The 18127-nt window shown below is 66.7% G+C and carries 21 protein-coding genes; 8 read left to right on the top strand and 13 right to left on the bottom strand.

The window, feature by feature from the left end:
- On the bottom strand, positions 1–379 hold a 379-nt coding region (locus P8X75_07360; protein MEJ1995019.1), incomplete at its 3' end, for a hypothetical protein.
- 232 nt (positions 380–611) lie between these two features.
- On the opposite strand from P8X75_07360, the gene P8X75_07355 reads away from it, so the two are divergent.
- Complete coding sequence (locus tag P8X75_07355; protein ID MEJ1995018.1) at positions 612–1088, top strand: GAF domain-containing protein; 477 nt, start codon at positions 612–614, stop codon at positions 1086–1088.
- Here the strand turns inward: P8X75_07355 and P8X75_07350 are convergent.
- Complete coding sequence (locus P8X75_07350; protein MEJ1995017.1) at positions 1085–2677, bottom strand: rhodanese-like domain-containing protein; 1593 nt, start codon at positions 2675–2677, stop codon at positions 1085–1087. The genes P8X75_07355 and P8X75_07350 overlap by 4 nt on opposite strands.
- Before the next feature lie 141 nt (positions 2678–2818).
- On the opposite strand from P8X75_07350, the gene P8X75_07345 reads away from it, so the two are divergent.
- From P8X75_07345 to P8X75_07330, 4 genes are all read left to right on the top strand, one after another.
- Positions 2819–3727 (top strand): DMT family transporter, encoded by a 909-nt coding sequence (locus P8X75_07345; protein MEJ1995016.1) that lies wholly within the window; start codon positions 2819–2821, stop codon positions 3725–3727.
- Between the two features lie 85 nt (positions 3728–3812).
- Positions 3813–4439, top strand: a complete 627-nt coding sequence (locus tag P8X75_07340) for a glutathione S-transferase family protein (GenBank protein ID MEJ1995015.1) — start codon at positions 3813–3815, stop codon at positions 4437–4439.
- Between the two features lie 3 nt (positions 4440–4442).
- Positions 4443–5072, top strand: coding sequence for a hypothetical protein (locus P8X75_07335; protein MEJ1995014.1), 630 nt, complete (start codon positions 4443–4445; stop codon positions 5070–5072).
- Between the two features lie 81 nt (positions 5073–5153).
- Positions 5154–5363 (top strand): hypothetical protein, encoded by a 210-nt coding sequence (locus P8X75_07330; GenBank protein ID MEJ1995013.1) that lies wholly within the window; start codon positions 5154–5156, stop codon positions 5361–5363.
- Positions 5364–5394: 31 nt separating this feature from the next.
- Here P8X75_07330 and P8X75_07325 read toward each other — a convergent pair whose 3' ends face one another.
- The 3 genes from P8X75_07325 to P8X75_07315 all read right to left on the bottom strand — a co-directional run bounded on the left by P8X75_07325 (position 5395) and on the right by P8X75_07315 (position 8058).
- Positions 5395–6078 carry a cupin domain-containing protein gene (locus P8X75_07325; GenBank protein ID MEJ1995012.1) on the bottom strand — a complete coding sequence of 228 codons (684 nt, stop codon included), beginning with the start codon at positions 6076–6078 and terminating at the stop codon, positions 5395–5397.
- 13 nt (positions 6079–6091) lie between these two features.
- Positions 6092–7057, bottom strand: a complete 966-nt coding sequence (gene speB, locus P8X75_07320; GenBank protein ID MEJ1995011.1) for an agmatinase — start codon at positions 7055–7057, stop codon at positions 6092–6094.
- 104 nt (positions 7058–7161) lie between these two features.
- Positions 7162–8058, bottom strand: a complete 897-nt coding sequence (locus tag P8X75_07315; GenBank protein ID MEJ1995010.1) for a ChaN family lipoprotein — start codon at positions 8056–8058, stop codon at positions 7162–7164.
- Between the two features lie 215 nt (positions 8059–8273).
- On the opposite strand from P8X75_07315, the gene P8X75_07310 reads away from it, so the two are divergent.
- The gene (locus P8X75_07310) at positions 8274–8711 is read left to right on the top strand and encodes a hypothetical protein (GenBank protein ID MEJ1995009.1); all 438 of its coding nucleotides are present in this window, start codon (positions 8274–8276) and stop codon (positions 8709–8711) included.
- A gap of 108 nt (positions 8712–8819) precedes the next feature.
- On the opposite strand, the gene P8X75_07305 is transcribed toward P8X75_07310, so the two are convergent.
- From P8X75_07305 to P8X75_07275, 7 genes are all read right to left on the bottom strand, one after another.
- Entirely contained in the window at positions 8820–9662 is an 843-nt protein-coding gene (locus P8X75_07305; GenBank protein MEJ1995008.1) for a hypothetical protein, read from the bottom strand.
- Between the two features lie 55 nt (positions 9663–9717).
- Positions 9718–10368, bottom strand: coding sequence for a hypothetical protein (locus tag P8X75_07300; GenBank protein MEJ1995007.1), 651 nt, complete (start codon positions 10366–10368; stop codon positions 9718–9720).
- A 154-nt stretch (positions 10369–10522) separates the two neighbouring features.
- Complete coding sequence (locus tag P8X75_07295) at positions 10523–10912, bottom strand: cupin domain-containing protein (GenBank protein MEJ1995006.1); 390 nt, start codon at positions 10910–10912, stop codon at positions 10523–10525.
- A gap of 45 nt (positions 10913–10957) precedes the next feature.
- On the bottom strand, positions 10958–11320 hold the full coding sequence (locus P8X75_07290) for a helix-turn-helix transcriptional regulator (protein MEJ1995005.1): 363 nt from the start codon (positions 11318–11320) through the stop codon (positions 10958–10960).
- Between the two features lie 496 nt (positions 11321–11816).
- Positions 11817–12983, bottom strand: coding sequence for an acetyl-CoA acetyltransferase (locus P8X75_07285; GenBank protein MEJ1995004.1), 1167 nt, complete (start codon positions 12981–12983; stop codon positions 11817–11819).
- An 83-nt stretch (positions 12984–13066) separates the two neighbouring features.
- Positions 13067–13417 (bottom strand): hypothetical protein, encoded by a 351-nt coding sequence (locus P8X75_07280; GenBank protein ID MEJ1995003.1) that lies wholly within the window; start codon positions 13415–13417, stop codon positions 13067–13069.
- A gap of 39 nt (positions 13418–13456) precedes the next feature.
- Entirely contained in the window at positions 13457–14794 is a 1338-nt protein-coding gene (locus P8X75_07275; protein ID MEJ1995002.1) for a dihydroorotase, read from the bottom strand.
- Between the two features lie 260 nt (positions 14795–15054).
- Here P8X75_07275 and ccmI point away from each other — a divergent pair, with 260 nt between their 5' ends.
- Positions 15055–16434, top strand: coding sequence for a c-type cytochrome biogenesis protein CcmI (ccmI, locus tag P8X75_07270; GenBank protein ID MEJ1995001.1), 1380 nt, complete (start codon positions 15055–15057; stop codon positions 16432–16434).
- A 67-nt stretch (positions 16435–16501) separates the two neighbouring features.
- On the top strand, positions 16502–17413 hold the full coding sequence (locus P8X75_07265; GenBank protein ID MEJ1995000.1) for a hypothetical protein: 912 nt from the start codon (positions 16502–16504) through the stop codon (positions 17411–17413).
- Positions 17414–17445: 32 nt separating this feature from the next.
- On the opposite strand, the gene P8X75_07260 is transcribed toward P8X75_07265, so the two are convergent.
- Positions 17446–18127, bottom strand: a 682-nt coding sequence (locus P8X75_07260) for a methylmalonyl Co-A mutase-associated GTPase MeaB (GenBank protein MEJ1994999.1), incomplete at its 5' end; no start/stop codon positions are given.

Raw genomic sequence — 18127 nt, 5'->3', positions numbered from 1 at the left:
GAGGGCCAGCAGCAGGAGGGCCAGCAGCAGGAGCCTGTGGTCTATTCCGCTTCCGACGGGCTGGCGGGTTGCCATCCTGACCAACCAGCGACTGCTGGAAGATATCCAGACTTTCGAGCGCGCCGAACTGGGCGGCGCCGAGCCCGGTGCCGTTGGGCACCGACCTCACCGTGATGTTGCGGTAGCCGTTCCCGGCGTAGACTCCCGTGTTGTCGACACCGCTGCAATTGACGGTTTGTCCAGGCATGGGCATGCCGGTCGAGCAATCGGCGAGCGCGGAGCCAACCGGCGCCGTTACGGTCAGGCCGACAGCCGACGCCCCCACCAAAGCCGTGCTGGAAAGCAGGTGTCCAAGCAGCAAGCGCCTGTTTTTCGACATGGAGTCCCCCCGGAGTCTCAAGCAATCTTATCAGAACCTATGGGTTGCGTTTTTACCCTTACAAAGCCCTCCATACAAGCGTTTAAGGGCGATAAAAAAATGTTTAATAATGCATATTTATAAGTTTATGCGTGCATGCCGGAAAATGCCGCTTGCGCGCCGGGACAGCGCAGCCCAAATCCAAGGCCGACGAGCAAGCGAGGCTTTTCAGGAACCAAGGGGTCGGATGGCGATGAGCATGCCAGTGAAGGAACGGATGACGTCCAAGGAACTCCGCCAGAGAATCCTGGCGCTGGTGGATGGCGAGGCGGACGTGATCGCCAAAATGGCGACCCTGGCGGCCGAGATCTTTCATGCCGACCCCCGCTTCGATTGGGTCGGCTTCTACCGCCGAGTCGATGAGAAGCTTCTCAAGATCGGACCCTACCAGGGCGGGCACGGCTGTCTGGTGATCCCCTTCGACCGGGGCGTCTGCGGGGCAGCGGCGCGCGAGGAGAAGACCCAGCTGGTTGAGGATGTGGAGGCTTTTCCGGGGCACATCGCCTGCGCGGCCTCGACCCGCTCGGAACTGGTGGTGCCGGTCTTCGACGCGACCGGTCGGCTGATCGCGGTGCTGGACATCGATTCCGACCAGCCCGCGGCCTTCACCCAGGAGGACGCGGCCTTCTTCGAGGATCTGATGGCCGAGGTCTTCGCCCGCGCTTCTTAGGCCACGGGCTTGGGCGGCCTCAGAACCGCCTTCTCGCTTTCGTCCATGCGGTCCAGCAGGCCCGTCTCCCAGGCAAGGTACTGCCGCGCGGCCTCCAGATTGCCGTCATGGCGGTCGTGCACGAAGAAGAGGTAGTCGATGCTCTCCGCATCGCTCGGGACCTTTGGCGTCGCCACGGTGCCGTAGCCGGCGGCCTCCCACTCGGAGCGCGACCCCAGGACCACCGCCTGCGCGGCGCGCCCCTCCTCCGCCAGATCCAAGGCCGCCAAAGATGCGTTCCAGGGGTCGTCGGCGGTCAAGACGGCCGAGGCCGGAACCTCCGAGAGGCGCGCCCGGCTCGCCCAGCGCGCGCCGCTCGGATGCCCGGCCCGGAACGCCGTGGAGCTGGAGAAGTCGAACAGCGGGACGCCCGCCAGCCCCTTCTGCGAAATCTCGCCCGGCGCGATCACCGGGATGCCGGGCTCAGGAGGCAGGGCCGCGGCGGGTGTCTGCCGTTCCAACTCTTCAGCCTGCGTGACGTCCAGGTCCAGGGGCCGCGCATCGTGCCCCATGCCGCGCAGCCAGGCCGCCGTCACGGCGGCGCGCAGGCCGCAGTCGTCACAGAGGACGATGCGCGCGCCCCGCACCGCAACCCAGAGGTCGGTCGCCTGGACGAGCTGTCCGCCCGGCGCGTGGCGTGCGCCTGGCAGGTGCCCGCTGGCGAACTCCTCGACGGTGCGTACATCGAACAGGTAGAAGCTGCGGTCTGGGTCTTCCCGCCACGCCGTCAGGCTAGCCCAATCGGCAGTGGGGACGCCGAAGCGCGCGCGGTAGGCGGCGGCACGGCGGCGCGCGCGCTCACGCTGCGGCCCCTGCGGCTCCGGCAAGCGGGCGGCCTTGCCCCCGCGCTCCAGCGACAGACCGGCCAGCTCCCAGCCCTGGGTCCCGTTCTCCAGCGCGTAGATGGGGTTATCGAAACCGGCGTTTATCAGCCCCTGGGCGCCGATGATGGAGCGGGTGCGCCCCGCGCAGTTCACCACCACCGGACGATCGGGCCGGTCCAGCAACTGCTCCAGACGGAAGGGCAACTCGGCGTTGGGGCAACTCCGCCCGCCGGGGATCGCCATCTTCTGGAACTCCTGGGGACTGCGCCCATCCAGGACCAGCGGCGGGTCCTCCGACGACAGCCACTCGGCGAGACGCTCGGGCGGGATCGAGGGCGTGTGCATCTCCGCCTCGACCAGCTCGCCGAAGGCCTTGGAGGGCAGGTTCACGCCCTTGAACAGCCCGTAGCCCGCCGCCTCCCAAGCCGCGGCGCCGCCGTCGATCATGGCGAGGTTCGGGTATCCCAAAGCCTCGAGGCGCCTGGCTGCGCGCTCCGAGATGCCGTCGCCGTCATCCAGAAGCAAAAGCGGCGTCTCCTCGCGCGGCAGCAAGTCCGGCGCCAGACGCTCCAGCCGGCTGTAGGGCAGGTTCACGACGAAGAAGGGGTGCCCCTCTCCATACTGACCCGCCTCGCGCAGGTCGAGAAAGGCCAGCTCGCCCCTTCCATCAAGAACCTCTTGCAGGCGCGCTTTGGCCTCGACCGCCGTGATCCGCTCCAGGGTCATGCTGCTTCCCCGCCCTTCTTCCGGTGTAAACCGGCGGCCAAGATGCCAGAGCCCGACCCGTAAGGCTACGGCTGGCGGCTCTGGCGGCACTCTGCCAGGATGCGCGGGCGCAGCAACTCACAGCCCAGGGCGGAGGCGGTCATGACGGCACAGGAAGAAAAGAGCCTCCCCGGTTCCGTTTGGCGGAGTCCGACGATTTGGGTGCTCTTCGTCACGCTGCTCTGGGGCGTCTACTGGGTTCCCATCATGTTCGTCGAGGCGCGCGGCTTCTCAGCGGTTTGGCCTGGCTTGCTGCTGAACCTCGGGGCGCTCGCCTTGTCCGCCGCCATCCTGCTCTACCGCCGGCCCGCTCTGGCGCGCTTCTTGGAGGGGCGCACGCTTGCGGGCGGCTTTCTCTTCGGCTTGGCGATCACGCTCTACGCCAGCTCCCTGCTGGCGACGGACGTGGCGCGCGCCGTGCTGCTGTTCTACATGTCGCCCGCCTGGAGCACCCTGATCGAGATGGTCTTCATGGGCCGCCGCGCGGGCCCGCGCCGCTTCGCCGCGCTGGGCTTGAGCGCGGCGGGACTCCTGGTCCTGACCGGCGGCGAGGTCGACTTCAGCGATCAGGCGGGACTGGGCGACGCCATGGCCCTGGCCTCGGGTCTGGCCTGGGCGGTCGGCAGCGCGCTTCTGTTCGGTGGCAAGGGAACGGACCTCCGCATCGGCAGCTTCCACTGCCTGCTGGGGGCCGTCGCCAGCGGCCTTCTATTGCTGCTTTTCATTCCCAGCCAGGCCGAGGCCGCGCTGGGCGACTGGTTGGGCGGCCTCGTGATCGGTGCCGCCTACATGCTGCCGATCGTGGTGATCTGCTTTTGGGGCGCCTTGAGCCTGCCGCCGGGCAAGCTGGGATTCCTCCTGACCGGAGAGATCGTCTCGGGCCTTTTGTCCGCCGCGATCTTCCTCGATCAACCCTTCGGTTGGAGCGAAGCGGGAGGGGCCGTGCTCATCTGCCTTGCCGCCGGCAGCGAAGCGTTGGCCCAGGACGGGAAAGCGGCCAAGGCATTATGAGCAAAAGCAGGATGGCGGGCGCCTCAGGCCCCCGTCTATCATGCGCCAAGCAGCGAGCGGCAATTTTGGGAGCGATATCCAGATCATGAAACTCTATGGCAACTTCCTGTCCCCCTACACGCGGCGCGTGGCGATCAGCCTTCATCTGCTGGAGATCCCCTTTGAACTGGAGACGCTCTCGGTCTTCACGACGCCCGACCCCGTCCGCCCGCATAACCCACTGGTCCGGATCCCGACCCTGCTGCTGGACGATGGGGAAGCCGTGTTCGAAAGCGCGGCCATCCTGGATGCGCTCGACATGATGATGCCGCCGGAAAAGCGTCTGGTGCCCGCCGAAGGCAAGGCCCGGCGCGACGTCTTGAGGACTTGCGCCCTTGCCACCGGCGTCATGGACAAGGCGGTCTGGGCCTTCTACGAGGGTCGTTTCCGGCCCGCGGAGATCGTCCATCAGCCTTGGATCGACCACAACGAGAAGCAGGTTCTGAGCGGCCTTGAGGCGCTGGAAGAACAGGTTTCCGCGCTGGGCGACGAGGCTTGGTTGAGTGGCGGCGAAGCCATGAACCAGGCGGACGTCACCACCGGCGTCGCCATCGCCTTTGCCAACAAGGTGCGCCCGAACCTGGAAATCCTGGCGCGCCACCCGGCGCTGGCCGCCTACTCCGCCCGCTGCGAACAGACGGCGGCCTTCCGCTCGGCCCCGGTTCCCGACTAGCGCATGGACAGGGCCCGCCGCCTTCTCGCGTGCTTGGCGATGCTGCTGGCGGCGGAGAGCGCGCAAGCGGCGGAGTTCGCGGCGGGCGGGCTCCTGTTCAGCGACGAGCGGGGCGGGTTCCGCCTGCTGTCGGTCACTGGCGAAGGCAGCCGTGAGGACCCGATCGTCATCGTCGAGGAGATCACCGGCGACGGCCCGGCGCTGCTGACCATCACATCGCAACAGCCGCAGGATCCAACCCGCAGCCCCTCCACCTTCCTGGATTTCCTCAACATCACGGTGGTGAAGATCGTGATCAACGGCAGCGGACGCGACTGGGGCGTTTTCGATATCGAACTGCGCGAGGAGCCGGGCACGCCGAGCGACTATGGCGACGGCCTCTCCTTCGGGCAGATGTACGGCAGCAAGCGGCATATCGAAACAGACCGCTTCGAAGGTTGGCGCCAGCTCGACGAACCCCGCGACCACGTGACCTTCTTCGGCGGTGAGGTGCTGCAGGGAGAAGCGGCGCGCTTTTCCTTCCTGATCACCGATCCGACACCTGCGCGGCGCTTCTATCTGCTTCAGGAGCCCAGCATCCTGCTCTCCCTCGAAGCGCCGGGGGAGCCGCCGCAGTCTGCAAGGATACCCTGATGTTCCCTGCTTTTGGCCTTTGCGCCGGTTTGCGCTATTCTCATGACCATAGGCCCGTTTGAAAGGAAGAGGACCGAAGTCATGATGAAGAAGTCCGCCGTCGCCCTTTCCGTCGCGACCCTCGCCATGGGCGCGGCCCTGATGCCCGCCGCCGTCGCGAAGGCCGACAGCTCGGCCCAGATCGCCAGCGGCGAAGCCACGCAGCCGAAGACCACCACGCCCACGGGCCAGAGCAGCCCTTGCGCGCCCGGCAGCGGCTGCCACCACAACAGCAAGCCGACCACCTCCTAACAGGGAGTCTGGACGGTCAGAGTCTGGACGGTCAATCCGGGTCCGGCGCCTGGGGCTTTTGCCTCAGGTGGCCTTCCTTGACCCAGAGCTTGGCGCCCTCCGCCCCCGCTTCGGCGACCAGCCGGTCGCCCTTCGGCAAGCGGGCCCAGGAATGGGGCTTCAAGGTCTCCCCGGACCACGTCAGCCCGCCCTCCAACAGCAGCAGTTCCAGACCGCCGGGCAGATCGAGGTCGATCCGCGCGCAGGGCGCCCAATGCTCCAGGCGCACCTCCTCCCGCTCGTCCTTGAACAGCGGAACCAGGTCGACGCCCGGACGGCCAGGAGCGGGCAGACGCGGCATCTTCGCGCTGTCCAGGCGCACGAAGGTTGGGTCCTCCGGATCGAACTGCCAGAGCTTGACGAAGAGCAGGCAGCCCGCCGCCGCACCCGGGGTATGGCGCGAGCGGGGCGGATTGCGCACGTAGCTGCCCGCCGGGTAGTCGCCGTGTTCGTCCTGGAACACGCCGTCCAGCACCAGGAACTCCTCCCCGCCGTGATGCACATGGGGGCTGAAGTGGCTGCCCTCGGCGTAGCGCACGATGGAGGTGGCGCGCGCGACCTCTCCGCCTATCCGGTCGAGCATGCGGCGCTCCACCCCCTTCATGGGCGAGGCGACCCAGGGCTCGTCGGCGGCATGGACCAGGGCGCGCTTATCGAAGTCTGCGTTCAGTTCCATCTGCCCCAAGCCGCTAGCTGCTCTTGCCCTTGGCGTGAAAGATGAAGCCCAGGACGTTCATCAGGAACTGGGCGGCCAGGAAAGCCGTGGTGCCGCCCTGGTCGTAGTCCGGCGCCACCTCGACGAAGTCGATGCCGACGATCTCGCCCTTCCGGCTCAGCCCCTGGAACAGCTCCAGCACCTCGTAGTACTGGAAGCCGCCGTGGCTGGGCGTGCCGGTGCCGGGGGCGATCGAGGGATCGAAGCCGTCGACGTCGATGGTCGCATAGTATCGGACGCCCTCGGGAATGCGGTCCAGGACGCCTTCCACGCCCAGCTTGCGGAACTGGCGCACAGAAAGGATGTCGGACCCCGCCTTGCGCGCCGCCTCGTAGTCGCTGCGGTTGGAGGAAGAGACATTGCGGATCCCAAGCTGCGTGAAGCCGGTCACGTGCTTCATCTCCGAGGCGCGGCGCAGGGGATTGCCATGGCCATAGCGCACGCCGTGGCGCTCGTCGACGAAATCCAGGTGCGCATCGATGTGGACGATGTGGACCGGCGGCTGATCGTCGAAGGCGCGGATGCAGGGGATGTGCACCGAATGGTCGCCACCGAGCACCACCGGCAGCGCGCCCGCCTTCAGGATCTTGCGCACGCCGAGTTCGATGTTGTCGTGGCTCTTCAGGGTGTCGGTGTGGATCATGTCGGCATCGCCGATGTCCACCAGCTTCACCTTGTCGACCGGCAGGTAGGTGACATCGTCCTCGAAGTCGTAGGCGCCGCCGTGCCCGAAGGAAAAGAGGGTCGAGGCCTCGCGAATCGCGCGCGGGCCGAAGCGCGCGCCGGCCCGGTACTGCGTGCCCATGTCGAAGGGCGCGCCCAGGATCGCGGCATCGGCCTCGATGGCGTCCCAGTCCGTGCAGACGGGCTGCTTGCCGAAACTGCAGATGCCGACGAAGGGAAGGTTCAGCCGTCCCTTGTCGTAGCCGTGCTCGCTCATGACGCCGCTCCTCCAAGATCACCGCTGAAGATGGTAGGCAGCCAAGGCCGCGACAACAAGCGCGCCCTGGCGGGATCGGCCACGGAGATGTCGGGAGAAGCCGGTCAGCCCTTTCCGGACTGTTTCATCTGCTCGCGGAAGCGCTCGCAAGGGTCGTCCTCGTCGACGCGCGGGGTGAACCAGACGAAATCGAAGAGCGCCGGGTCGAAGGCATCATAGGCTTCGGGGTCTTCCTCGCCCCGCCGTACCTCGACGAAGGCGACGGTCAGCGCCTCCTCCTCCAGAAGCCAGGGCACGCCTCGGTCCTCGCGCACGTGCTGGGCGCCGGCGATCAGGACCGCGCCATCTTCCCGTCCCGCCTCCTTCATGGCGGCCGCCATCCAGGCGTCGCGCAGGCGCTGCACCTTCGCCATGCCGGGCAGCGCTTCGTCCGGCAAGAAGCCACAGTGGGACGCCGAGAGCTGCTCCAGCAGGGGATCGAGTTGGGCCTCGCTATAGTCCCGCTCCCAGCCGAGCCGCGCCGCTTGCTCTTCCGGCAGAGCCTCGCCGCGCGCCAGGCCCCGGATCAATTCTCGGGGCGGCTGCCCGGCGGACTGGGGCAGGTCGTTCAGGAGTGCGACACCCGCGATGCCCGCGTAGTCAGGCCAACTCGGCCAACCCCGCGCCTCCCATTCGAGGGCTGCTCCCAGTGGCCCGAGTTCCTCCAGCCTGGCCGCTTCCATGACGGGTTGGTGCTGCGGCTCCAACATCTCCCAGACCACCGCGGGTCGCCGGCCGGCTTCGACCAGCAGGGCGAGCAGCCGGGCCTGGAGAGCGTGGTGCAGGGCATTGTCGTGCTTCTCGCCGAGCAGCAGATAGCGTGCATCGCGCAGCGGTCCGGCCAGATCGACCTGGCTGATCTCCACCCCGACGTCGGTTCGCCAAAGGGTGCCGGCCAAGGGGTGATCGCCGAGCAGCTTTGGCTCCGCCGCCGAGCTGGACCCGGCGGTCAAGGAAGACAAGGCGGCCCAGGCGCCGAGAAGTAGCGCAAGAAGTGCATTTCGCATGCCGTTCAGATGGCGTAGCCCCCGGTTCCGGACAAGCCCCTTGGCGGGCTCTTGGGTTCGAGCCCTGCGGAGCCCTGTCACACGACCAGCCTTACGCAAGATGCCCCCTTGAGAACATTCAATTTCTCCTATTTATACTTGAAGCAATCGTAAACGGGGAACCATCGTCCATGTCCGAGATCATCCCTGAACCCAAGTTCCTGCTCGCCGCCTCCGTACCTCTGGAGGAGCTGGCGGCGCAGCACTGTACCGACGAGCTACCGAGCGCGGCCCATCTGCGCGCCCTGATCCACATGAGCAACTACAACGTGTCAGGCCACCTGCCCTGGCGTCTGGTCGTCGGCTGGCGCACGCATGAACCCGTGCAGATCGTCCCGGGCCTCGCGCGAAGCGTCTCGCCGATCACGGCCGGGACCTCGGAGATACCTTCCGGCAACGAGGCGATCTTCGTCCAACTGCTCGACGCCGAACGCTACGTGGACGCCAACAGCGGCCGCCTGCTCGACGACTTTGACGCCCTGCTGAACGCGGTCTCAGGGTATGTCTTGGCCCGGGCGGGCGGCGATAGCGGCTCCACGAAAGCGGCAGACATCAGCGCTCAAGCCTAGAGCGAAGGCTTCAAAGCTCGCTGGCCTGACAAACGGCGACCCCGCCCACCGCTATGATCTTAAGCGGCGGGCGGGGAAAACCTCGGTTGTCGAGCCTCTGCCGAGCCTCTACTGGTCGCGCACGATGCGGAAGGTGGTCTTGCCGTCCTCTTCCTTCATTTCTATGTCACCGATCTTGACCGCCCCTTCTGGCAGCGTCTCGGCGGCGTAGATCATGCGCAGTTCTTCGCGCTTCTGTTCGGCCAAGGCGTCGAAACAGGATTGACTGATGGCCTTGGGCGGCACTTCCCAGGCGATCTCATTCGAATCGTCGGCCTGTTCCTTGATCTCCCAATTGGAGTTGGTGTCGGGAACCTCTCCGCAGCCGCCCGGGGGCGGCTGATTCGGGTCCGAGGCCGACGTGCTCGTCATCGTGCCAGACGATCCGCTGTCTCCCGAGGAATCTCCTCCGCCTCCGCCGCCATCAGGAGGCGGCGGTGGTGGTGGCGGTGGCGGCGGCGGGCCGTCCGTCGGCGGCGCTGGAGGCGTGCCCGGAGGGGCCCCTGGCGGCGTACTCGTCGGCGTAGTCGGCGTGCCGGGGTAGGTCGGCACGCCATAGATCGTGGAGCCGTATCTTATGGCTGAGCCATAGTGCCGCCATTCGTCGTCGTCACCACCGGAAAAGATATCGAAGAAGCTTCCGCCGCCATCGACGAACTGCGATGAATCAACCGGCAGACTGAGGGTGACGATCAGATTGACGTAGTACTGGATCACCAAGAACTGAGCGACCATCAGCTGATACTCGATGGCGCGCACCTGGGGGTTTTTCTTTCCCTGATTCCAAGTAACGCCGCCGACGCCACCGGAATCACGCTCGCCCCCGCCGCCCTGGTTCGACAGGGCCAGCGTCGGCGCCGTGGCGATCGCACAGGCCGCTACGCCTGCAAGAAAAATCTTTCTGAGTTTCATGGTTTCCTCCTCTGTCTCCCGCTTTGCCCGCTTTAAGGCGCAGGTCGCTTTCTGTTCAGAAGCTGTAGTTCAAGCGGATTACGTGCCGCACCTCCGTCTCATCCCATCCGTAGTCCACATCGCCGATATGCTTTGCCTCATCCATGTTGGCTTCGAAGTCCGCATAGACTCCTTGGAGAGTGCTTTGCATCTGTTCGGAGTTTTGGGTGAAGTTGAGCGACCCGCCGGGCAGGTCGTAGACGTCGGCGTTGCCCTTGCCGTCCGTTTCGATCAATCGCACGGCCGCGTCTGGCTTCTCGGAAATCGGATCGCCGTCAGCCCCGGGGAAGCTGGGGTCCACCTGAATGATCAGGCTGCCGCCGAACTGGTAGACCGATCCCAAAGGCCTCGGGTTGGGGACCTCCGGGACCTCTTCCGTCTCCGAGGGCGAGGAAAAGAATAAGAATCCCCTCGACTTGCGGATTTGCTTTGGTTGAACGAGGTCCCTGAGATGCAAGTACGTGACGATCTGCACCACAGTGGCCAGATAGATCACCATCAGGTAATTCAGCGATTGATTGAAAAGCGCGAACTCTACAGCAGCAATGCTTGTTCTGGGCAGATCGTCCCGGTCGCCTCCACCGCCACCTTGGTTTGCCAAAGAGGGCTGGGGAGAAATGGCAGATAAAAAGGAGAGGATCGTGAGAACGGCTAGCAATCTACGCATCGTTCGAAGTCCCTGTGCTCGCTCTGAGGCACAGAAATTCTATCGCGCGAAAATTACATTAACAATGCAATTAAAATAGAACGTTCAATACGTGTTCTTTTGCGGCCAATGCTCGGTCGGAAAGAGTGAGACCGCAGCCACGGCGCCTATCGCGCTAGACGATCTTCGGGTCTTCCACGGAGTGTTCAGTGGGGAGCGGTGTGGCGGTCATTACGGTGACGCCTTCCGGCGCCTCGAAGCGGTGCCAGCAGCCCTTGGGAACGACGGTCACGTGACCGGCGCTCATCTCCAAGACCTGCTCACCTTCGCCGGTCAGGATGGTGAGGCGGGTGCGTCCGCCAAGCACTTGCACGATCTCGTCACCCGCAGGGTGCCGCTCCCAGGAGCTCTCACCCTGGAAGCTGCCCGCGAAGATTCCGCCGTCGCCGAACTCGGCAAGGGTCGCGAAGGCGGGCCCTGCCTCCGCTTCGCTGGTGTGGCGCGTCCGGTCCTTCAGAAGCGGCAACTCCTGCAGAACCGCGTTGATGTCTACGGCTTTGACCATTCTTTTTTCCTAAGCGTGCCTTCTATCCAAGAGCGTCTTCTGGCGCTACGCGGCGCCGGTTTTCTCGTCACGCAGACCGGCCAGCTCATCGGCAATCTCGCTCAGGACCCTGGAGCCCTCGGCCTGCAGGGCCAGCGCGCGTTCCAGTTTACGGTCCAGGCGCGCCAGGGGATCGAACTCGACCACGCGGTCCTCGTCCTGGGCGGCGATGCCGGTCATCAGCCACATCAAGGAAACTTCCAGGATGCCGGCAAGCTGCAGGAGCTTGTTGGGCCGGGGCTCGGTGGTCCCGGCTTCCCAGCTCTCGACGGTCGCGCCACGGACGCCCGCCCGGCCCGCCACGTCCTCGATGCTCAGGCCGAGGTTGCCGCGGGCCTTGGCAATCCGCTCTCCAGTCGTGCTGCTCATGCTGGTCATCATGACCTCCTTTCCGTTCTTGTCGTGACCGTCCCGGGTCCGAACCACGGGTATAAGAAACCTAACCCTACCTAAGGGTCGGAATGATGAAAGGGAACCCCGCAACAGCGAGATTGACCGGGGGCGATCCTCTTGGCGTCGCCAAAGCAGCGCCACGCCGCCCGCCCGTGAGCGTCCCCTGGGGCCTCCCTGTTCTGTCCTATTAAAACTTTTTAATAGGAATGAGATTGCGGGTCTCCGGGGGACCTGTAGGATCAAGTCAGCTTCTCAATCTCACGTCGCCTTCGCCCCTCATGCATTCGCCTGAGGGGCGATTTTTTTGCGCCTCCCGGCCCGCGACGGTCTGGGGAAAAGACCGCATTCTGTGGATAACTCTGCGGAAAACCCTGGAAACGGTGGAAAAACCGAGCGTTATATCCGGCGGTTCAGGCTGAAGCCGAAACTCTCATCACAGAACCGTGATCCCGTATAGGCCCAGTTAGCGGGATTAGCGCAGAGGCTCCAGAATCGAGCAGTAGTTGGCGACGGCCGCCCCGCCCATGTTGAAAATCCCGCCCAGCTTGGCGTTCTCGAGCTGCATGTCGCCGGCGGTGCCGGTCAACTGCATGGCGGTCATCACATGCATGGAAACGCCGGTCGCGCCGATCGGATGGCCCTTGGATTTGAGGCCCCCCGAAGGGTTCACGGGCAGCTTTCCGTCCTTGGCCGTCCAGCCTTCCAAGGCAGCCTTCGCGCCCTCGCCCCGAGGCGTCAGGCCCATGGCCTCGTACTCCAGCAGTTCGGCGATGGTGAAGCAGTCGTGCGTCTCGACGAAGGAGAGGTCTTCCAGTCCCACGCGGGCCTGGGCGAAGGCCTTCTTCCAGGCCGCCTCACAGCCCTCGAACTGGATGATGTCACGCTTGGACATGGGCAGGAAGTCGTTGACCTGCGCCGCCGCGCGGAACACCACGGCCTTCTTCATGGAGAGCGCGGTGTCCATGTCGGTCAGGACCAGCGCCGCCGCGCCGTCGGACACCAGCGAGCAGTCCGTGCGCTTCAGAGGCCCGGCGACGAAAGGGTTCTTCTCCGAAACATCGCGGCAGAATTCGAAGCCCAGGTCCTTGCGCATCTGCGCAAGCGGGTTGGCCACGCCGTTCTTGTGGTTCTTCGCAGCGATCGCCGCGAGGGCGTCGGTCTGGTCGCCATATCGCTGGAAGTACTGCTGGGCGATGCGCCCGAAGACACCGGCGAAACCGCCCTCGATATCCGCCTCCTCCTTCACGTAGGAGGCCTTTAGGAGCGTGTTGCCGATCTCGGGGCCGGAGATGCCGGTCATCTTCTCGACGCCGACCACCAGCACCACGCGGGAGTCCCTGGCGGCAATCGATTTCAGTCCCTGATGGATCGCCGCGGAGCCGGTCGCGCAGGCGTTCTCGACGCGCGTTGCGGGCTTGAAACGGAAACGGTCGTCGGCCTGCAGCACCAGAGAGGCGGGAAAGCCCTGCGGCGCGAAGCCCTCGTTGAAGTTGCCGACGTAGATCTCGTCGACCTCCTCGGGCGAGAGACCGGCGTCGTCCAGCGCCTGCGTCGCGACCTTCAGGATCAGCGACTCGAGGTCTTCGTTCTCATGCTTTGCGAAGGGCGTGTGGCTCCAGCCGACAATGCAGGCGGTCATGTCCGGTGTTTCTCCAAGCTAAAGACTGCGAAGGCTTGATAGCAGATAGATGGGAGGGAGTCAGGCGCCGCGCAACCGGTCGCTCAGAAGCGCTCCTCCCCCGTCTCCCGGAAGGGATCGGGAAAATCGCGGTAGAGCGCGAAGCGGCTGTTCACCGTCATGGCGTTGACGCAGTGGTGCAGTTGTTCGATCGGATCGCGGCGCGCCGCCACCTCGCCGAAGGCCTCATCGAGCTGGGCCAGTCCCGTCACCTCGATCATCACATGGAACTCGCCCAAGCCATCGGGCGCCAGGCCCAGCTTGCGGCGCATCAGCCGCCAGCCTGCGATCAGGCCGTCCTCTTCCAACTGGCCCAGGTAGCTCTCGATGGCGCGCACGAGATCCAGGTCGTGGACGCCCTCCTTCAGGTCGAACCAGCCGTTGTAGATGTCCAAGACCCCCTCCCTCAGCTAAGCGGCCTCAACCCTGCGGCCTCACCCCTGCGGCAGGGTCTCCAGGAAGCGCACGGGCTCGCCGATGGGGCTGTCCAGAAGCTGCCCGTCGCGCATCACGCAGCGGCCGCGGATGATGGTGCCGACGGGCCAGCCCTTGATGGCCTTGCCCTCGAAGGGCGACCAGCCGCACTTGCTGGCGAGCCAGTCCTTTTCGATGGTCCGCTCGGCCTTCAGGTCGACCAGCGTGAAGTCGGCGTCGTAGCCAAGCGCGATCCGGCCCTTGCCCTCGATGCCGAAGATCCGCTGCGGACCGGCGCTGGTCAGGTCGACCAGGCGCTGAAGGGTCAAGCGCCCCTCGGCCATGTGGTTGAGCAGCAGGGGAAGCAGCGTCTGAACCCCCGGCATGCCGGAGGGCGATTTGGGATAGTCCCGCGCCTTTTCCTCCGCCGTGTGGGGCGCGTGGTCGGAGCCGATGACGTCCACCACGCCGCACTGCACGGCCTGCCACAGCCCCTCGCGGTGATAGGCCTCGCGGATCGGCGGGTTCATCTGGGCGTAGCTGCCCCAGCGCTCGTAGCAGTCCGGCGCGGCAAGCGTCAGGTGCTGGGGCGTCGCCTCCATGGTCGCCACGTCCTTGGCGGCGGCCAGCAGCGGCACCTCCTCGGCGGTGGAGATGTGCAAGACGTGGATGCGCCGCCCGGCCGCCCGGGCGATCCGGATGATCCGCTTGGTCGCGCGCACCGCCGTCTCGACATCGCGCCATTCGGGATGCATGGAGACCGGCGCGCCGTCGCGCACCATCGGCATGCGCTCGCGCAGCCGCGCCTCGTCCTCGGCGTGGATCGAGACGCGCCGCCGCCCGTGGCGCAGCACCTCGGTCAGGGCCTCGTCGTCCTCGACCAGAAGGCTGCCGGTCGAAGAGCCCATGAAGATCTTCACGCCCGAGCAGCCGGGCAGCAGCTCCAGCTCGTCCAGCTCATGGGCGTTCTCTTCGGAAGAACCCATGAAGAAGGCGTGCTCGACCCAGGCGCGGCCTTTCGCACGCCGCAGCTTTTCCTCCAGGTCGGAGGCGGAGAGAGTCGAAGGGTTGGTGTTCGGCATCTCGAAGATCGCCGTGACGCCGCCCAGGGCGGCGGCCCGTGTGCCGCTCTCCAGGTCCTCCTTGTGCTCCAGACCGGGTTCGCGGAAGTGCACCTGGCTGTCGATCACGCCCGGCAGCACGTGCAGGCCGGTCGCGTCGATCACCTCGGCGGCGTCGCCCGCTACGCGCCCGAGGGCGGCGATGCGTCCATCCATGACGCCTACATCGATGGTCTCGAGACCGTTGGGCGTCGCGACGCTTCCGCCGCGCAGGATCAGGTCATAGGTCTGGGCCAAGGCATTTCTCCAAGAACTGTCTTCCATCAGCCGGGGCAGCAACCGCGCGGCTGCCCGTTAGTTCTAACCCGACAGCGCGGCCCTTCGCCAGAGCGATCCTGGGGTTGGGGCGCAGGGCGACAACAGAGGAGCCGACAGATGGGGCCAAAGGACGCAACCGCGCCGCCCCTGCCGCGCTTGGGCTTGTTGGGCGCTCTTCGGCCCCTTATAAGGCCAAGGCTCGACGCATTCGATTGACTGGCGAAGAAGACACCATCTCCATGACGCTTTGGATCGGCATCCTCCTCCTCTTGCTTCTGGTCGCGGGCGGCCTGACGCTCGTGCTGATGGTGAGGCGCACCGGGGCCGAGGACCGGCGCGGCCATCTGCTGGAGGTCTACCGCGCCCAGTTGAGCGAAGTGGACCGCGACCTCAGCCGCGGGCTGATCGACGGGACCGCCGCCGAGGCGGCCCGGACCGAGATTTCCCGCCGCATCCTGAAGCTGGAGGAGGAAACGCCGGAGGCCGCGGCAGTCGGCAGCAGCCGTCAGCGCGTCCTGGCCCCTCTGCTGGGGCTCTCGTTGGCGGCGGCGGCGCTGGGGCTCTACCTCGCCATCGGCAGCCCCGACACGCCCGGCGTCCCCTATGCCGCGCGCGAAGCCGAGCGGCAGGCCGCCGCCCAGGAGCAGCAGGCGCAAGCCCCGATGATCCAGGCGCTGCGGCAGCTCGAACTGCGCCTTGAGGAAAATCCCGAGGACCCGGAGGGGCAGTTCACACTCGCCCAGATCTACCTGCAACTGGGCCAGCCGGGCCGCTCTGCCGGCGCCATGCGGCGCGCCCTGGCGCTCGACCCGGACAACGCGGACTACCACGCCGCCCTCGGCGAGGCGCTGATCCTGGCGAACGGCGGCAGGCTCTCCGCCGAAGCGCGCGCCGCCCTGGACCGCGCCATAGAGCTGGAGCCCGGCAACCCGCGCGCCAGCTTCTTCCTGGCCATGGCGCTGGTTGAACAAGGACGGCGAGACGAAGGGCTGGAGCAGCTCGTCGCCCTGCTGCGCCAGGCGCCGCCTGACGCCTCCTGGCGCGGGGGCGTGCTGCGCGCGGCCCAGGGTCTGGCGCAGGACCTGGGCCGGGAGCTGCCCGAAGACATCGCGCAAGCCCCGCAACAACCCGCTCCGCCCTTCGCGGGCGGCGGCATCGAAGGCATGGACGAAGAGCAGCAGGCGATGATCCGCGAGATGGTGGCCGGTCTGGCCGCGCGGCTGCAACAGGAGCCCGACGACCTCGAGGGCTGGCAGCGGCTTGCCCGCTCCTATCAGGTCCTGGGCGATCCGGAGAAACAGGCCGAGGCGCTGGGACAGATCGCCCGTCTGCAGCCCGACGACGCGCAAGCCCAGATCGAGGCCGCGCTCGCCCTGGTCGAGAGCGCGCGAGGGCGCGGCGAGACCCTGCCGCCCGCGGCCGAGCCCTATTTCGCCCGCGCGCTGGAACTGCAGCCGGACTCCATCGACGCCCGCTTCTTTCTGGGCGAGTACGCCTTCCAGCGGGGCGAGCCCGAGGTGGCGCGCGCCTACTGGACGCCGCTCTTGACCCTGCTGCCCGCCGAGAGCGACATCGGCGGCTTCCTGCGCCGCCGCCTGGACGCTCTGGAAAGCCAATAGGCCGCTCGGCGCGGGCCTTGTTCCCCGGCTGCACGCACACCACCTCTGCCAGCAGGAGGAGGAAGCCATGTCCGAGAACACTTGCCGCTATCTGGTCCTGGAACATCGCAGGGTCTTGGCCCTGACCGGGGAGGACCGCGTCTCCTTCCTTCAAGGCCTGGTCTCCAACGACGTGACCAAGGCCTCGACCGAGCGGGCGCTCTGGACTGCTTTCCTCTCGCCGCAAGGCAAATACCTCCACGACTTCTTCCTGATCGACAGCGGCGAGCGGCTGCTGTTCGCGCCCGAGGCCGAGCGCGCCGAGGAACTGGTGAAACGCCTGACCCTCTTCAAGCTGCGCTCCAAGGTCGCGATCGAGCGGCCCGAGATGGTCCTGGTGGCGCTCTACGGCGAGGGCGTGGCCGCACTGCTCGACCTGCCGGAGACGCCGGGCGCGGCGCGGCCCTGGGGCGGCGGCCTGGCCTTCATGGACCCGCGCCTGGCCGACATGGGCGGGCTCGCCTTCCTCCCGCTGGAGAACCTCGAAGAGACGCTGGCCGGGGCCGGTTTCTCGCCCGGCGCCCAGCAGGACTACGACGCCCGGCGCGTGGCGCTCGGCCTGCCCGACGGCAGCCGCGACCTGGAGGTCGACAAGACCCTGCTGCTGGAGGCCGGTTTCGACGAGCTGAAAGGCATCGACTGGAAGAAGGGCTGTTACATGGGCCAGGAGTTGACCGCGCGCACCAAGTACCGCGGTCTGGTGAAGCGGCGGCTGCTGCCGGTGACCTACGAGGGCGGCGCGCCCGAGGAGGGAGCGGCCATCACCCAGTCGGACAAGGAAGTGGGCCGGGTCCGCTCCGTCGCCGGTGGGCGGGCGCTGGCCGAGTTGCGCCTGAGTGCGCTGGAGAAGCTGGAGGAAGCGCCGATCACCGCCGGTGAGGTGCCTCTCGCCCCGGCGCTCCCCGGCTGGCTGCACCTGCCCAAGACCGAGAAGGCTTGAGGCGGCGAAGAGACCCCCCTTTAAGGGAACCATCACCAGGGCCGCTGCGGCCCGGTCAGCCGGGCGGCCAGTTCGGCAAGGCGGCTGAAGGGCGAGGCGCCCGGCGGCAGGTCGGGCAAGCCCAAGCGCCGCAGTCCCTCCTTGCCGTAGCGCTCGCGCAGCGCCTCCACCAGCCAGCGCAGCCCCTGTGCCTCGCGCCGCGCGGCCAGGCGCTCCCGCTCGCCCAGCCAGGACCAGTGCTCCGCCAGCGCGGCGGTCAGTTCCTCCAGGCCCTCGCCGCTGCGCGCGGAGAGCGTCAGGCAATGGACCGCCCAGTCCTCCGCCTCCGCCGCATCGCGGCTCAAGGAAATCGCACCCTTCAGGTCGGAGAGCGCGCGCCGCGCCTGCGGCCCGCTGTCGGCCTTGGTCACGACCGCGATGTGGGGGATCTCCATGATCCCCGCCTTCATGAACTGAAGCGAATCGCCGGAGCCCGGCTGCACGCAGAAGACCACCGTGTCCGCAACCTCGTCGACATCGGTCTCCGACTGGCCAACGCCCACGGTCTCCACGATCACGCGGTCATAGAGCGCGCGCATCAGCACCATCGCGCCCAGTGTCATCTCGGCAAGCCCGCCCAGACGGTCGCGGGCGGCCATGGAGCGCACGAAAAGTCCGCCGTCACCGGGGTCCGTGGCGAGCCGCGTCCGGTCGCCCAGAAGCGCGCCGCCTGAG

It is taken from the genome of Limibacillus sp. (assembly GCA_037379885.1).
GTDB lineage: Bacteria > Pseudomonadota > Alphaproteobacteria > Kiloniellales > CECT-8803 > JARRJC01.
The sequence above is the reverse complement of the archived record's forward strand: the minus strand, read 5'-3'. Positions and strand labels throughout refer to the sequence as shown.

Excerpts from the sequence above, each read along its gene's own strand:
- P8X75_07355 (MEJ1995018.1), top strand. The coding sequence starts at position 612 with ATGAGCATGCCAGTGAAGGAACGGATGACGTCCAAGGAACTCCGCCAG.
- P8X75_07350 (MEJ1995017.1), bottom strand. The coding sequence starts at position 2,677 with ATGACCCTGGAGCGGATCACGGCGGTCGAGGCCAAAGCGCGCCTGCAA.
- P8X75_07345 (MEJ1995016.1), top strand. The coding sequence starts at position 2,819 with ATGACGGCACAGGAAGAAAAGAGCCTCCCCGGTTCCGTTTGGCGGAGT.
- P8X75_07340 (MEJ1995015.1), top strand. The coding sequence starts at position 3,813 with ATGAAACTCTATGGCAACTTCCTGTCCCCCTACACGCGGCGCGTGGCG.
- P8X75_07335 (MEJ1995014.1), top strand. The coding sequence starts at position 4,443 with ATGGACAGGGCCCGCCGCCTTCTCGCGTGCTTGGCGATGCTGCTGGCG.
- P8X75_07330 (MEJ1995013.1), top strand. The coding sequence starts at position 5,154 with ATGATGAAGAAGTCCGCCGTCGCCCTTTCCGTCGCGACCCTCGCCATG.
- P8X75_07325 (MEJ1995012.1), bottom strand. The coding sequence starts at position 6,078 with ATGGAACTGAACGCAGACTTCGATAAGCGCGCCCTGGTCCATGCCGCC.
- speB (MEJ1995011.1), bottom strand. The coding sequence starts at position 7,057 with ATGAGCGAGCACGGCTACGACAAGGGACGGCTGAACCTTCCCTTCGTC.
- P8X75_07310 (MEJ1995009.1), top strand. The coding sequence starts at position 8,274 with ATGTCCGAGATCATCCCTGAACCCAAGTTCCTGCTCGCCGCCTCCGTA.
- P8X75_07305 (MEJ1995008.1), bottom strand. The coding sequence starts at position 9,662 with ATGAAACTCAGAAAGATTTTTCTTGCAGGCGTAGCGGCCTGTGCGATC.
- P8X75_07300 (MEJ1995007.1), bottom strand. The coding sequence starts at position 10,368 with ATGCGTAGATTGCTAGCCGTTCTCACGATCCTCTCCTTTTTATCTGCC.
- P8X75_07295 (MEJ1995006.1), bottom strand. The coding sequence starts at position 10,912 with ATGGTCAAAGCCGTAGACATCAACGCGGTTCTGCAGGAGTTGCCGCTT.
- P8X75_07290 (MEJ1995005.1), bottom strand. The coding sequence starts at position 11,320 with ATGAGCAGCACGACTGGAGAGCGGATTGCCAAGGCCCGCGGCAACCTC.
- P8X75_07285 (MEJ1995004.1), bottom strand. The coding sequence starts at position 12,983 with ATGACCGCCTGCATTGTCGGCTGGAGCCACACGCCCTTCGCAAAGCAT.
- ccmI (MEJ1995001.1), top strand. The coding sequence starts at position 15,055 with ATGACGCTTTGGATCGGCATCCTCCTCCTCTTGCTTCTGGTCGCGGGC.
- P8X75_07265 (MEJ1995000.1), top strand. The coding sequence starts at position 16,502 with ATGTCCGAGAACACTTGCCGCTATCTGGTCCTGGAACATCGCAGGGTC.